The 14,540-nt window shown below is 68.3% G+C and carries 11 protein-coding genes; 9 read left to right on the top strand and 2 right to left on the bottom strand.

From position 1 onward, the window contains the following. The first annotated feature begins 52 nt into the window (after nucleotides 1-52). The 9 genes from AC07NG_RS12155 to AC07NG_RS12115 all read left to right on the top strand — a co-directional run bounded on the left by AC07NG_RS12155 (nucleotide 53) and on the right by AC07NG_RS12115 (nucleotide 12,569). Nucleotides 53-1,420: a hypothetical protein gene (locus tag AC07NG_RS12155; RefSeq protein ID WP_494594265.1), complete on the top strand. Its 1,368-nt coding sequence runs from the start codon at nucleotides 53-55 to the stop codon at nucleotides 1,418-1,420. Nucleotides 1,421-1,514: 94 nt separating this feature from the next. Then, the gene (locus AC07NG_RS12150) at nucleotides 1,515-2,975 is read left to right on the top strand and encodes a prolyl oligopeptidase family serine peptidase (protein WP_494594264.1); all 1,461 of its coding nucleotides are present in this window, start codon (nucleotides 1,515-1,517) and stop codon (nucleotides 2,973-2,975) included. 200 nt (nucleotides 2,976-3,175) lie between these two features. Next, nucleotides 3,176-3,739: a cytochrome b gene (locus AC07NG_RS12145; RefSeq protein WP_494594263.1), complete on the top strand. Its 564-nt coding sequence runs from the start codon at nucleotides 3,176-3,178 to the stop codon at nucleotides 3,737-3,739. Nucleotides 3,740-3,907: 168 nt separating this feature from the next. Then, entirely contained in the window at nucleotides 3,908-4,531 is a 624-nt protein-coding gene (locus AC07NG_RS12140; RefSeq protein ID WP_110132841.1) for an RNA polymerase sigma factor, read from the top strand. Continuing rightward, nucleotides 4,512-5,474: a FecR family protein gene (locus tag AC07NG_RS12135; protein WP_494594262.1), complete on the top strand. Its 963-nt coding sequence runs from the start codon at nucleotides 4,512-4,514 to the stop codon at nucleotides 5,472-5,474. The genes AC07NG_RS12140 and AC07NG_RS12135 overlap by 20 nt, the downstream gene beginning before the upstream one ends. Nucleotides 5,475-5,575: 101 nt before the next feature. After that, entirely contained in the window at nucleotides 5,576-8,707 is a 3,132-nt protein-coding gene (locus AC07NG_RS12130) for a TonB-dependent receptor plug domain-containing protein (protein ID WP_494594261.1), read from the top strand. Nucleotides 8,708-8,870: 163 nt separating this feature from the next. After that, nucleotides 8,871-11,039 carry a carboxylesterase family protein gene (locus AC07NG_RS12125; RefSeq protein WP_494594260.1) on the top strand — a complete coding sequence of 723 codons (2,169 nt, stop codon included), beginning with the start codon at nucleotides 8,871-8,873 and terminating at the stop codon, nucleotides 11,037-11,039. Then, complete coding sequence (locus AC07NG_RS12120) at nucleotides 11,036-11,950, top strand: amidohydrolase family protein (RefSeq protein ID WP_494594259.1); 915 nt, start codon at nucleotides 11,036-11,038, stop codon at nucleotides 11,948-11,950. The genes AC07NG_RS12125 and AC07NG_RS12120 overlap by 4 nt, the downstream gene beginning before the upstream one ends. A gap of 28 nt (nucleotides 11,951-11,978) precedes the next feature. Beyond that, the gene (locus tag AC07NG_RS12115) at nucleotides 11,979-12,569 is read left to right on the top strand and encodes a hypothetical protein (RefSeq protein WP_494594258.1); all 591 of its coding nucleotides are present in this window, start codon (nucleotides 11,979-11,981) and stop codon (nucleotides 12,567-12,569) included. 125 nt (nucleotides 12,570-12,694) lie between these two features. Here AC07NG_RS12115 and AC07NG_RS12110 read toward each other — a convergent pair whose 3' ends face one another. Together AC07NG_RS12110 and AC07NG_RS12105 are read right to left on the bottom strand one after the other, a co-directional pair. Further along, entirely contained in the window at nucleotides 12,695-13,186 is a 492-nt protein-coding gene (locus tag AC07NG_RS12110) for an Imm26 family immunity protein (protein ID WP_494594257.1), read from the bottom strand. Between the two features lie 81 nt (nucleotides 13,187-13,267). Continuing rightward, nucleotides 13,268-14,509, bottom strand: a complete 1,242-nt coding sequence (locus tag AC07NG_RS12105) for a toprim domain-containing protein (protein ID WP_494594256.1) — start codon at nucleotides 14,507-14,509, stop codon at nucleotides 13,268-13,270. Between the last annotated feature and the right edge of the window lie 31 nt (nucleotides 14,510-14,540).

The following is a 14,540-nucleotide window of genomic DNA, read 5'->3' as shown; positions in this document are numbered from 1 at the left end:
CGGCCGTTCACGCGGCCGGGCGACACATGAAGGCGCTGAACGGAGACGACAGATGGGTGCGAAGACCGGGATGGCCATGGGGGCCGTGATGGCGCTGACGCTGGCGATCGCCGCCGTCGCGTCGCCGGCGATGGCGCAACTGCGGGCCGGCGCCGGCAAGGCCGAGATCGTGCTGGGGGCGGACCTGCTGCCGATGCAGGGCTTCTCGGCGCAGCGCGACCCGCTGGAGGCCCGGGTTCTGGTGGTCGAGGCCGGCGGCCGTCGCGCCGCATTGGCCGTGATCGACCTGACCTCGATCTTCGCCGACGAGGTCGCGGCGATGCAGGGCGTGGTGGCCGATGCGACCGGCGTCGCGCCGACGAACGTCCTGATCGTCGCCAGCCACACCTTTTCGGCGCCGCACATCATGCCCGTCGGTCGGCCGTTCCCCGGGCTGGAGTCCGAGGCCGAGCAGCGCAAGAACGCCCTGTTCAAGGCCGCGGTCGAGGACGCCCTGAAGCAGGCGGCCCTGGCGGCTAGCCACCTCAAGCCCGCCAGGCTGGGCGCGGGCCGGGGCGTCAGCGACATCAACATCAACCGCGACCAGCACACGCCGGAGGGGTTCTGGCTGGGCGTCGACAGCGCCGGCGCGTCCGACAAGACCCTTTCCGTGGTGCGGATCGAGGACGAGGCCCGCCATCCCATCGCGCTGCTGGCCAACTACGCCGTACAGCCGTCGGTCATGGACCAGGCGATCGTCTCCGGCGGCGGCAAGGCCGTCACCAGCGACCTGGCCGGTGCGGCCATGCGACGTGTCGAGGCGCTGTACGGGGAGGGGACGGTCGGCTTCTTTCTGATCGGCGCCGCCGGCGATCAAGCCCCGATCCTCAAGGCCGTCCGCGCGGTTCCCGACAAGGACGGCCGGCTCAAGACCGTCGATATCGGCGAGCGCGGCTATCTGCTGGTCGATCTTCTGGGCGAGCGCCTGGCGCAGGACGTGGTGCGCACCAGCGAGCGCATGGCGCCGCCCGCCGACGTGGCGCTTGTCGACGTCGCCGGCGGCGCGGTCGATCTCACCGCCCAGGCGCGGCCCAAGGCGCTGGCGGACCTCAAGCCCAGCAAGGCCTACGCCTTCACGCCGGCGGGCGCCACGAGCGCGCCGTTCACCGTCCTGCGTCTGGGTCCGGTGGTCATCGCCGGGGTCCAGGTCGAGCTTTCCAGCGAGACGGGGCGGCAGATCCGGTCCCAGTCGCCGTTCGCCGACACGCTGGTGACGACCATGGTCAATGGCGCGGCCAAATACATGCCCGATGCGGCCGCCTATGACAAAATCACCTACGAGGCCATGAATTCGTCCTTCGCGCGCGGCTCGGCCGAAACGCTCGCGGCCGAGGTCGTCGGCCGGTTGCGGGAGCTCGGCGCGGGCCAGTCCAGCAAGTGATCACGGGACCTCCCGCTGGTCCGGGAGCCCACCAAAGTTCTCCCGCCGGACGGCGCGAGGATCGAGAATGAGAAGGGTTTGAGGAATGGGACGCATGAAAGGCCTGTCGCGGCGCAATTTGGTATCGATGGGCGCGGCCCTGGTGTCGGCTGGCGGGCTGGGCGTGCGCAAAAGCCGCGCCCAGGCCGACGGCTTCACGGCAGCGACCTCGGCGGCGAGCGGTCCTGGCAAGCGCAAGAGCGCCGGCCCAGGTCTGCAGGCCATTCAGGCGCTGTGCGAGATCACCGGCGGTGGTCAGAAGGTCTACGGGATCGCGGTCGAGTACGACGTGGCGATCGACCCCGCGAGCCTGGCCCTGGACACCTACGGCGCGGCGGTCTTTCCGGCGGCCAAGGGCTTCTTCGCGGGCATGCCCCAGTCGGTCGACAAGAACGCCACGACGGCGCAGGCCGCGGCGCGAAACCCCGTGGCCGTCTACACCAACGCCGCGCCGGCCCTGCGTTCCGATCGCGCCAGCGTGGCCGGTCCCTATGTCATCGTGGAGTTCGCGCGCGACCCCGACCTCAGCCTCCCGACGGGCGACAGTGACAAGGCGGCCCTGACGCAGGACAAGGATGTCAGGACGGCGGCCGGCGCCGTCTATCCCGCCAGCAAGACCGTCTGGAGCAATGCCGGGGCTCGCGGCAACAGCGTCGTCATTCGCGGCGTCGACGCCTGGGAGCAGAACCACTGGTGGTGGGACGACACGCGCTCGGCCTGGCTGGAATACAGCATCTACCTGCCCAAGTCGTTCCTGGAGAAGGGCGGCGAGAACAAGGCCTATCCGCTGGTCCTGGCCGTCACCCACTCGGGAACCAGCTATGACGGAACCTGCGCCCAGACCCTGACCGAACAGTGCATCGCCAGCATCTGGAGCCTGCCCGAGGAGCAGGCGCGGAACGAATGCGTGGTCATCACGCCGCGCTACGAGCGCACGACGATGAACGACTATTGGGAGCATACCGCCGACGTCGAGAACACCTACAGGCTGGTGCAGTCGCTGCTGAGCAACAGCTGGAACTTCGGTAATCCCAACCTCGACGACCGCAGGGACAAGGTGCTGAAGATCGATCCCAAGCGGGTCTACTGCACCGGCTGGTCCATGGGGGCCATGACCTCCCTGTGGCTGATGGCCAAGCATCCCCAGACCTTCGCGGCGGGCCTGATCATCGCCGGCCAGCAGCGGCCCGGCGACGTCGTCGCCCTGGCCAAGCAGAACGTGCTGATCATCACCGGGACGGAGGACGGCAAGGCCACGCCCTGGAACGAGCAGTGCGTTCCGATCTGGGAGCACGCGGGAGGCAAGGTGACCCGGCCGGCCGAACGCCTGGACCCCGCCCTGATCTTCCCGGTCGAGAAGCAGCAGGCGCTGACCTCCCAGATCGACGGTTATCTGGGCAAGGGCGGCAACATCACCTTCCTGACGTTCGAGGGCGTCGACCACATGGCTTCGGCGCGCAAGTTCTTCCACATCCAGGCGGCTCGCGACTGGTTGTTCAGGCAGAGGAAAACCTAGAGGCGGTCGAGCCGCCGACGTCCTGTTCTACCTCCCGAATTTGCCCGGCGCTTGCGCCGGGTTTTCTTTGTTCGGAAGTACAGGATGCGCTATCGGCAAATAGAAATGCGAACCTGGTGATAGGTTTTGCGCGCGCCATAAATCATCGATCGCTGCTCGTGTTACCGTCCTGAAAAGATCGTGCTTCGGGAGATCAGGGTGTGAACGAGCAAGTTTCCTTCGAGCGCTATTCGCGGGTGGCCGTGTTTCTGCATTGGGCGATGGCAGCGCTCATCCTGGTCAATCTGATCCTTGCGGTCGTTTCGGCCAATTCCGAGGGTGATACGCACCGGTTCGTGCTGAACCTGCACAAGTCGATCGGCTTCAGCGTGCTGCTGCTCAGCCTGGCCCGGCTGACCTGGCGGCTCTATCGCCCGCCGCCGCCGATGCTCGCGGGCAAGGCGGCCTGGGAGCGTCCCGTCGCGGGGATCGTGCACACGGCCTTCTACTTCATGATGGTGCTGATCCCGTTCCTGGGCTGGTGGGTCAGCTCGGCCGCGCCCAAGCGCCATGCGATCAATGTCCTGGGCTGGGAGGCGCCGTTCCTGCCGGTCATGCAGGGCAAGGCCTTCGCCGGCGCGGCGATGGCCGGCCACAAGGTGCTGGGCTTCACCATGGCCGCGCTGCTGGTGCTGCACATCGGCGCGGCGCTCAAGCACCACTTCATCGATCGCGACAAGGTCCTGAGCCGCATGACCTTTCCGCCCCTTCGGCCGCGCGTCTGACGCCTGAAAGCCGCTTCGCGACCGCGCCGGAATCAATGCACGCCGTCGTCGATTGAATGATCGCCGCGGCCTGGCTTTGGTCATGCTGGCGGTCACGATGCGGCCTCGCGCCGCGTCGTCGGGCCGCCGTTTCGGCGTCGGCCCCAACGACTTGGGAGGACGGCGCCCGTGAAGAGGCCCGCAGAAGACCTGGCGCCTGAAGCCCGCGCCTATTTCGACCCGGAGCGCGCGCTCTGGCTGTCGCGCAACATCCTGCCTCACGAACCGGCGCTGCGCCGATGGCTGCTCAAGCGTCGCCAGCCGCCGGCCGACATCGACGATCTGATCCAGGAGAGCTACGCCAAGATCTCCGGGCTCAAGTCGGTGGCCCACATCGATCACCCGAAGGCCTATTTCTTCCAGACCGCCCAGTCGCTGATCCTGCGCCAGGCCCGGCGGGCCAAGGTCATTCCCATCGGCGCGATGGAAAGCCTGGATATTCCGAGCCTTACCGACGAACTCTCGCCCGAGCGCCAGGTCGCCGGCCGGGAAGAGTTGCGCCTGATCAACGAGGCGCTGGAGACCTTTCCGAGCAAGCGCCGCGAGGCCTTCCGCATGCGCAAGGTCGAGGGGCTGTCGCAGAAGGAAGTCGCCGCGCGGCTAGGGCTGACGGAGAAAGCGGTGGAGAAGCACGTGGCCCGTGCGGCCGCCCTGCTGATAAATCTTTACAGCCGTGGCGGGAAAATCGGTTCTCGCGCATCTATCATGGAGACCATCCGCTCCCGGTTCAGGCGTGACCAGACGAGACACTAGCCAGGAAATCGACGAGGCCGCCGCCGCCTGGGTGGCGCGCCTCGATCGTGGCCCTTTGACCGACGACGAGCGCGGGGCGCTCGACGCCTGGCTGGACGGTGATGTCCGCCGCCAGGGCGCCTTCGCGCGCGCCAACGCCGTCATGGCCCGTCTGGACTCCGCCTATCCCACGCTCGAGGCCGCCTACAGCCTGCGCGGCTCGGCCATGTTGCGTCGGCGCCTGATCGGCGGCGGGCTGGCGGCCGGGTTCGCCGGCGTCGTCCTGGTCGGCGCGCGGTCCTGGAGCGCGCCTCTGGTCCTGAAGTCGTCCAAGGGCGAGGTGCGGCGCGTGCCGCTTCCCGACGGCTCGAACGTGACCCTCAACACCGCCTCGCTGGTCAAGGTGCGCTACACGTCCAGGAGCCGCGACGTTCAGCTGCTGTCGGGCGAGGCCCTGTTCAATGTCGCGCCGGACCCGCAGCGGCCCTTCCTGGTCCGGGCCGGAGAGGTGAGCCTCGCCGGGCAGTCGGGCAGCTTCGTGGTGCGCAAGGACGAGCAGGGGCCCGTCCGCGTCCTTGTCCAGGGCGGACATGTCGAGATGACCTGCAAGGGCGCGCCCGCGCCGCGCCTGGTCGCCGCCAATACGGCGGCCGTCGTGCCCAGCGGCGATCTTGGCGGTCGCGAGGCGCCGCACCCCGTCAGGCTGGACGCCGACGAGGTCTCCCGCCGTCTCAGCTGGCAGGACGGCCTGCTATCCTTCAACGGCGAAACCCTGGCCCAGGCGGCCAGCGAGTTCGCGCGCTATTCCTCGACGCGGATCATCATCGACGATCCGGCCTTGGCGGCCGAAACCCTGACCGGCCTCTATGCTTCAAGCGACCCGGGCGGCTTCGCCCGCGACGTCGCGGTGTCGTTCGGCGCGCGCACGGTCAGCACGGCGGACGGCGTCCACATCCTCCGTTAGTGTTGCGGGCTTGAAAAAATATTGCGGCAGGGGAGGGGGAAATCCTCTCTCGGCGCATCTTTTCCCAAAACAACGGGCGATAGCCCACGCAGGGGGAAACGATGACCACCACTTCACGCATGTTCTGCGGCGCGTCCTTGGCGGTACTGCTTTGCGCGACCAGCGCCATGGCCCAGGACCGCACCTTCGACGTTCCGGCCGGTCCCGCGGCCAACGCCATTCCCATCTTCGCCCGCCAGGCCGGTCTTCAGATCGTCGCGCCGGCCGGCCGCCTGAAGGGGATCTCGACCCCGGCCGTGAAGGGCCGTCAGGACGCCCGCGCCGCCCTCAAGGCCCTGCTGGCCGGCGCCAACCTGGAGATCGCCAGCGACAACGGCTCGACGATCATCCTGCGCGAGGCCGGGAGCGCCGCCGGCCCCCAGGCCGACCGGGCGGCCGAGTCCGCCCAGGCCGCCGGATCCACGATTGAAGAGGCTTCGGCCGTCACCGAGGTGGTGGTCACCGGTTCGCGCGTGATCCGCAACGGCAATAACAGCCCGACCCCGATCACCGTCGTTCCGGCCGAGGACATCCAGCGCGTCCAGCCGACCACGATCGCCGACGGCCTGAACCAGCTGCCGGTCTTCTCCAGCCCGCGTAACCAGTACGGCAACCCCAACGCCGGCGTCGGCGGCGGGGCGGGCGGTAATGCGGCCGCCAACCAGCTGAACCTGCGCAACCTCGGCTCGGTGCGCAATCTGATCCTGCTCGACGGCCACCGCGTGCCGCCGACCTCGGTCAACGGCATCGTCGACGTCGACATGATCCCGCAGATGCTGTTGCAGCGGGTCGACACGGTCACCGGCGGCGTCTCGGCCGTCTATGGCTCGGACGCGGTAACCGGCGTCGTCAACTTCGTCACCGACACCAAGTTCAACGGCCTGAAGCTGGCCGCCCAGGCGGGCGTCTCCAAATACGGCGACGACGAACAGCAGAGCTTCGGCGTCGCCTACGGCCGCAAGATCCTCGACGACCGCGGTCATTTCGAAGCCAGCTACGAGTACCGCAACGACGAGGGCGTGCTGCGACGCTCGGACCGTCCCTGGTTCCGCCAGCAGAGCATCAGCGGCGCCGGCACGACGGCCGCGCCCTACCAGCTTTACAGCGACGTGCGCCTGCTGAACTTCCCGTTCGGCGGCAAGATCACCAACGGCGTCCTGGCCAACCAGTATTTCGCCACCGACGGCGTGCTCAGCCCCTTTGTCAACGGAACCGCGATCACGGGGTCCAGCTGCTGCCAGGTGGGCGGGGCGGGAGGCTACTATGACTCCTCGCTGAAGGCGCCGCTGCGCAGCCATCAGGCCTATGCGCGCTTCGACTACGACCTGACCGACGACGTCCACGCCTATGCGGCCGTCAGCTTCAACGACAAGCGCAACGAACAGTATCTGACCCCGCCGCTGCTCAGCAACGTCACCATGAGCAGCACGAACGCCTTCCTGGCCTCGGCCTACCAGACCCAACTGGCGACCGCAGGCCAGTCGACCTTCACCTTCAACCGCATGTTCGCCCAGGCGCCGCGGCTGAACCCGGTCGCCGAGGAGCGCCAGACGACGGTCAACATCGGGCTGGACGGCAAGCTCGGCGACTACAGCTGGGGCCTGAACTACACCCACGGCGGCGCGCGCCTGAAGACGACGCTCAACAACAACCCCAACAACCAGCGCCTGGCCGCGGCCCTCGACGCGGTGATCAGCCCCACGACCGGCCAGCCGGTCTGCTACGCCTCGCTGACCAACAGCGCCTACGCCAACTGCGCGCCGCTGAACGTCTTCGGTCCCACATCGGCCAGCCAGGCGGCGATGGACTACATCATGGGCAGCACGCACATGGTCGCCGACACGGGCCTGGACGCCTTCTCGGCCGAGATCGGCGGCGCGCCGTTCTCGACCTGGGCGGGGCCGGTGAACATGGCCCTGTCGGCCGAGTGGCGGCGGCTGGAATACCAGTCGTCCAGCGACGCCCTGCCCACCGACCGGGCCAACTGCGCGGGCCTGCGCTACAACTGCACGAGCTCGACGGTGCTCTACCAGAACACCTTCGCCGCCCGCTCGCCGGTCAGCGACGAGGTCAAGGAGGTCGCCGCCGAGATCGACGTGCCGCTGCTCGACGGCTTCGTCCTCGCCAAGTCGCTGAACCTCAACGGCGCGGCCCGCTTCACCAGCTACGCCAGCAGCGGGAACTACTGGACCTGGAAGCTGGGTCTGGACTGGCACCTGACCGACGACCTGCGGGTGCGGGCCACCCGCTCGCGCGACATCCGCGCGCCGACCCTCGACGACCTCTACGCCCCGGCCTCGGTCAACGTCCTGACCAACAAGGACGAACTGACCGGCCTGACCCCGGGCCTGACCGCCGGCACCTCGCCGGTGCCGGGTCTCTCGGCCGGCAACCCCGACCTGAAGGCCGAGATCGGCCACACCAGCACGGTCGGCGTCGTCTGGCAGGCCCTGCCGCGCCTCAGCTTCGCGCTGGACGCCTATTGGATCCGGATCAGCGACGCGATCACCAATATCCAGGGCTTCAACCCGACCATCCAGAAGGCCTGCTACGACAGCGGCGGCTCCTCGCCCTACTGCGCCCTGCAGGCCCGCCCGCTGGGCTACACCAACACCACGGCGGCCAACCTGGTCACCCAGTGGATCTCGACGGTGATCAACATCGCCGAGATCGAGAGCAAGGGCGTCGACTTCGAGGCCAACTACGGGACCGAACTCTTCGGTCGCTCGCTGTCGCTGCGGGGCCTGGCCAGCTACCAGCCGCATATCTACTACCGCACGCCCGCCCTGGTGACGATCGACGCCGCCGGCAGCGCCTTCGGCACCAACGGCCTGCAGGCCAGCCCCAAGCTGCGCCTGACCGGCTTCCTGCGCTACGCCATCACCGACACCCTGACCATCGACGTCATGGAGCGGTGGCGCAGCGAGCTGAAGCACAGCGCCGATCCCACCCAGGTCTGGACCGACAACCACGTCGACGCCTTCGCCACCACCAACGTCAACCTGCTGTTCCGACCCAAGGACGCGTTCGGCGACGCCGAATACTTCCTCAACGTCCAGAACCTGTTCAACGCCACCCCGCCGGCCACCGCCTTCTTCGGCGCGGCCACCATCCCGGGACAGTTCGGCGGCTTCGCCATCGGCGATGATCCGACCGGCCGCTACGTCACGGTCGGCGCGCGGATGAAGTTCTAGCGTCCCCCCCTGGGTGTTCCTTCATCCCCAGGGATCCTGCGCCGAGGCGGCGGCCTTCTTCTCCACGCCGCCGTCTCGGTTCTTTTCGGCCTCACCCCGCCCGGGCGCGGCCGAATAGTGTGAGAACGACATGATGCACGGCTTTCGCGGCGTCGCGGCTTTGATGGCCCTCCTGCTTCTGGCCCCGGTCGCGGCCGGGGCGCAGACAGCGCCCGCGCCCTCGATCGGTCACGCGCCGACCCTGCTGACGGCGGCTGTCCCAACGCCGACGGGCGCGCGCCTGATCGTTTCTTCGCCGGCCTTCGCCGATGGCGGCGACCTGCCGATCGACAACACCCAGTACGGCGCCAACCGCTTTCCGGGACTGGCCTGGTCGGCGGGGCCGGCCGGAACGCGGTCCTATGTCGTGGTCCTGCAGGGGCAGGGCGGCAAGGCGACCTCCATCCATCTGACCTTGTTCAACATCCCCGCCGATACGACGAGCCTAGCCCCCGGCCTGACGGATCCGCCGTCGGGCGCGATCTACGGCGTCAACGTCCATGGCGCGAACCAGCCCTATGTCGGTCCCCACACCCACGGCGCGGCCAAGGTGGCCTATCCCTTCCAGGTGTTCGCCCTGGACCGGACGCTGCCGGCCGATCCGAACCTGAGCTTTGAGGCGCTGACCGACGCCATGAGGGGCCACGTGCTGGCCAGCGGAACCCTGACCGCGATGTCGGCCCGCCCGCCTGGGGCCGGTGAGGAGACCGCGCGCTCGCCCCTACGGATCGAGACTGGCCTGCTGGCCGGCGTGCCTGGCCGCGATCCGGCGATCACCGTCTACAAGGGCGTGCCCTATGCCGCCGCGCCCGTGGGGCCGCTGCGCTTTCGTCCACCGGCCGCGCCGGCGGCCTGGGAGGGCGTTCGCCAGGCCGACCGCTTCGGCGCGCTCTGTCCTCAGCCGCAAGGCGGCGGGCCGCCGCCGGCCGGCCCGATGGACGAGGACTGCCTGACCGCCAATGTCTGGACCGCCGCAGCGGCCGGCGAGAAGCGGCCGGTGCTGGTGTGGATCTATGGCGGCGGCTTCCTGACCGGAACGGGCGCCAGCCCCGAGTTCGATGGCGAGGGGCTGGCCCGCAAGGGCGTCGTCGTCGTCACCTTCAACTACCGGCTGGGCGCGCTGGGCTTCCTGGCCACGCCCGCGCTCAGCGCCGAGGCCGAGCACGGCGTCTCGGGCAACTACGGCCTGCTCGACGACATCGCGCTGCTCAAGTGGGTCAGGCGCAACATCGCCGCCTTCGGCGGCGATCCCGACCAGGTGACCATCGCCGGCCAGTCGGCGGGCGCCGGTTCGGTCGGCTTCCTCAGCATGTCGCCCCTGGCCAAGGGGCTCTTCAAGCGCGCCATCGCCCAGAGCCATTCGCGCTATCCCCGCGACCCCGATCTGCGTTTCCTGTCGGTGTCCTATCGCTCCCGTCCCGCGGCCGAGCAGGCCGGACAGGCCTACGCCCAGGCCCATGGCGCGACCACCGTCGAGGCCCTTCGCGCCGTGCCCTGGCGCGAGCTGATCGAGGGCAGCGACGCGGTCGAGGCCGCCGTCGAGACCGGCTCGACAGGCAAGCCGCCGCTGTTCCGGCCGGTGCTCGACGGCTGGGTGATCCCGTCCACCTACGAGGCCGCTCTGGCCAAGGGCGCGTTCAACGACGTGGTCGTGGTGACCGGCAACAATCGCGACGAGACCGGCGCGGTCCCGGTCACGGCCTTCACGTCCCTGCGCGCCCGGTCGGGGCCGCCCAGGGCCGGGGCGCCGCAGGTCAGCGTCACCCTGGCGGCCTACGTCCAGGCCGCGCGCGCCAAGTACGGGGCGATGGCCGATGCGTTCCTTCGGCTCTACCCGGCGACCACCGACGACGAGGCGGCCCTGGCCAGCAACGCCGCCGCCTACGACAACAACCGGGTCTCCACCTATCTCTGGGCGGCCGAGCGCGCCAAGGGGACCTCGCGGCCGATCTTCACCTACTGGTGGACCCACGCGCCGCCCGGCGCCGGCCACGACCTGCGCGGCGCCTATCACGGATCGGAGATCAACTACGCCTTCGGCAATCTCGACGCCAACGACCGTCCCTGGACGGCCGAGGACCGGGCCATCGCCGAGCGGATGTCGTCCTATTGGGCCAACATCATCAAGACCGGTGATCCGAACGGGGAGGGACTTCCGACCTGGGCGCCGTTCGACGTCAAGGCCGGCTCGGTGATGATGCTCGGCGACCAGTGGGGCGCGACGCCCGTCGCGGCGAGCCCGGAGAAACTCGATTTCTGGCGGCGCTTCTACGCGACCCAGGCCGCGTGGTGAGCACGACCATGCGCCTGGCCGCGCGGGCTCTTTCGGCGGCGATGCTTCTCGTGGCGAGCGGAGCTATCGCCGCGCCACGGAACCAGATCCCCTATATCGACGCTCATTCGCACCTGCTGACGGTGATTTCGCCGGACGAGGAGATCGCCCTGTTCCGAAAGGCGGGGCTGGCGGGCGTGGTGATCATGTATCCCGACATTGAGGCGCTGCAGCGCGTCGCGGCCCGCAATCGCGGCTATGTGATCCCGTCGGCCAGCGTGGCGCGCACCGCCGAGGCCGCCGGCCTGCGTCTTGGCCCCGACACGGCGACCGTCCTTGGGCGGTTGCAAGGGCAGGGCGCGATCTGCGGGTTCGGCGAGCTGCCCACCCGCTTCGCGCCCAATCCCTATCCCAGCGACGCGGCCTCGCTCACCGCCCCCGAGCGTCGGGCGATCTACGCCCTGGCCGCCGCGCGAGGCGTTCCTGTGTCGGCCCATGTCAGTCTGGAGTCGCCCGAGACCATCGCCGCCGTCGAGACCATGGCCACGGCCTATCCCGCCATGCCGCTGATCCTCGCCCACGCCGGATGGGGCGCCGACGCCGATCTGATCGGACGGCTGATGGCGGCGCACCCCAATCTCTACGCCGACCTTTCGATCCGGCTCGATCCGGCGCGCGCCGACAATCCCAATCTGGCGCTCTCGATCCTGACGCCGGAAGGCGCGCTCAAGCCCGCGTGGCGGGCCGTGATCGAGCGCTTTCCCGGCCGCTTCCTGTTCGCCATGGACATCACCGAAACCCAGCGCCACGGCCGTATGTCCGAACTGCTGGCCGCCGGCCGCACGGCCTTGGCGCCGCTCGCCCCGGAGGTCGAAGCCGCCGTGGCCCACGGCAATATCCAGCGCCTGATGCGCGGGTGTCCGGCGGACTGACACGCACGTCCATCATACGGAGATTTTCATGTTGAACGGGTTCTCGCTGGCCGGTCCGCTGGCCGTGGTCTCCCTGCTGGTCTCGACGGCGGGGCATGCGCAGCCCGTCGAACATCCGATCGGCCGCGCCGGCGCCCTGGTGAGCTATTCGGACGCCGACGTCACCCTGCGGGACAAGGAAGGCAAGGACGTCGTGGTGGCGATGACCCCGGGGTGGACGGTGGTCACCGCGCGCAAGGTCGCGCCGGATACGATCAAGGCCGGCGATTTCGTCGCCACCATCAACACCGACCTCGGACCCGACGCGGGCCGGGCGACGGAGCTGCGCCTGTTCGAACCCGGCTACCGCCCTGAACTGGGCACCCACGCCATGCCGCAGCCGGCGACGTCCATCACCCACGGGACGGTGAAGGTCGTCCGCAAGACCGAGGCCGGGCTGGAGCTGGAGGTCGGTTATCCTGGCGGCGCCCGCCGCATCGAGGTGCCGGCGGCGATCCAGCCGATCGCCTACGAGGTCCACGACCGCCTGTTTGCTCAGCCCGGAATGCAGGCGACGGCGGTCACCCGACGAGACGCCGACGGCGTATGGCGCGCGGGCCGCATCATGCTCCAGCCTTAGGGGGGGCGAAAGCGCCGGGCGTCCCTGGAAATTTTGATCGTCACGCCGGCTTCCGGCCACTCGACTGTTCCGCGACCGGCGAAACCTTCGCGACCCTTTATCCTGCATTCGCACTCGCCGCCCAATCACAGCAGGCGGGAGGATCCATAGGCGTAGTCCGCACGGATTTTGTCGAAGTGAGGATTCCACTCGCACACACCAAAATGCCCCTGCACAGCCTCCTCAATCGCTGCCGGCGACGACACGCTGCGGTATCTCAGCATCTCGGCTTCAGACAGGGATGCCGGCCGGCTCATCGAGCGATCCCGGGCTTCGATATGTACGATGCCTGATTGCCGCACCTTGAAGGCCGGTTGCGGCAGGCCCGAAAGGTTTTCCTGCACGTTCCCAATAATCGGCCATTCCCCGTGGAATAGCTTGGCGTCCAGGGTCAAAGCCAGAAGAGCTGGCTCTAGGCCAATGACGCTGCGAGGTTCCACTTGCCGCGTTTCGAACTTCTGGCCAAATATCGCCACGTACAATTCCTCGTTCCATGCGCTGACAAGCTGGCCGAGCGCCCAGCTCTTACCGTCCAGAGGAACGAGGAATACGTCGCCGATATTCACTTGAATGCCCATAATTTCTCGCTCTTACTTTGGCTCAGGAAGTCCGAAGAGATGCGATCGACGAGGTCCGGCGCCTTTAACAGCGCGAGGGCCTCATCCCGGTCGCCTTCCGACAGGATCGCTCTCTCGACCTTCTGCAAGGCGTGCACGATCTCGCTGTCCTTTAGGGCTTCGACCTTCAGCAGCACCCTGGCGAGGTCGTGCTTGATCGGCTCTTCGGCCTCGCCGATCTCGATGCCTGCCTGCCTGCCTGCCTGCCTGCCTGCCTGCCTGCCTGCCTGCCTGCCTGCCTGCCTGCTTGACGAAGCTGGCGCGCGCCTTCGCGCGGTACAGGTCGAGGGTGTCCACGTGGAACCGCTCGCCGCGCTGGACCAGCAGATTGATCTTCAGCGACTCCGGGTTCAACGGCTTCTTCCAGCCACGGATGCGATAGCGGCGATCGCCAAACAGCATGACGATCTCGTGCTCGGACGGTTGACCTAACGGTTCAGCACGGTCTTCCAGCGGGCTGCCGACATCGTCATCTGACCCGGCCGTGGTCGGCGCCGCCGTCCGTCCTTGCCCCAGCCACGTCGCCTTCCGGATCAGTCGGCCGAGGATTTCGGCGGCCAGGCCAACCTTCAGGGCGTAGGTGTTGGCGCCCATGCCCTTCGGGAACTCGATGCGGTAGCAGGCGAAGCCCTCGGCCATCAGCCGCTCGGCCACCGCATCCGCCGACGACTGGCCCTCGTCATCGCGGGCGAAGGCGATCAGCACGCGCTTGATCCGAGCCGCGTGGAAGGCGGACACGATGTCATCGGTCAGACCGTCTGGCCCGAAGGCGGCAGTGACGTTGCGAAAGCCAGCGCACCAGAAGGTCATGGCGTCGAGCAACGACCCCGCCAAAACAACTTCGCCCTGGCCACCGGCCAGGGCTTCTCTGTTCCAGACGCCGCGCATCGGGCCGGACAGGAAGAGGTCGGTTGGCGTTCCCGGCCGCAGATCGTCCCTGATCTTCCGGCCGTGAACCTGCACGACCTCGCCCTGCTCGCCGAAGATCGGGACGATCAAGCTGCCGTTGAAGTGCTCGTGGCCGGAGGAGCGGTAGAGGCCAATCCGTTCCAGTTGCCCCCGGATCGCGGCGCCCGCCTTGCGGGTCTTCTCGGGCAGTCGCAGGCCGAGCGTGCGGTTGGCGTAGCCGAGCCGGAAGCGGTCGATCAGTTCGCCGTGGACCAGACCCTTGGCCTGAAGGAACTCGATGCCTTCCGGCGTCTGCTTGAGAGCGTCGGTGTAGAAGTCGAGCACACGCTCAAGCAGAGAACGGTCGTCGATCTCCGACGCGAAAGATGGATGCAACGCTTAGCCCCGATATATTCCCAAGATGCGC

The sequence above is a fragment of the Caulobacter sp. GW821-FHT10C03 genome, assembly GCF_059415485.1.
This window is presented reverse-complemented; position numbering and strand designations above follow the sequence as displayed.

Excerpts from the sequence above, each read along its gene's own strand:
- AC07NG_RS12115 (WP_494594258.1), top strand. The coding sequence starts at position 11,979 with ATGTTGAACGGGTTCTCGCTGGCCGGTCCGCTGGCCGTGGTCTCCCTG.
- AC07NG_RS12150 (WP_494594264.1), top strand. The coding sequence starts at position 1,515 with ATGAAAGGCCTGTCGCGGCGCAATTTGGTATCGATGGGCGCGGCCCTG.
- AC07NG_RS12130 (WP_494594261.1), top strand. The coding sequence starts at position 5,576 with ATGACCACCACTTCACGCATGTTCTGCGGCGCGTCCTTGGCGGTACTG.
- AC07NG_RS12155 (WP_494594265.1), top strand. The coding sequence starts at position 53 with ATGGGTGCGAAGACCGGGATGGCCATGGGGGCCGTGATGGCGCTGACG.
- AC07NG_RS12110 (WP_494594257.1), bottom strand. The coding sequence starts at position 13,186 with ATGGGCATTCAAGTGAATATCGGCGACGTATTCCTCGTTCCTCTGGAC.
- AC07NG_RS12125 (WP_494594260.1), top strand. The coding sequence starts at position 8,871 with ATGGCCCTCCTGCTTCTGGCCCCGGTCGCGGCCGGGGCGCAGACAGCG.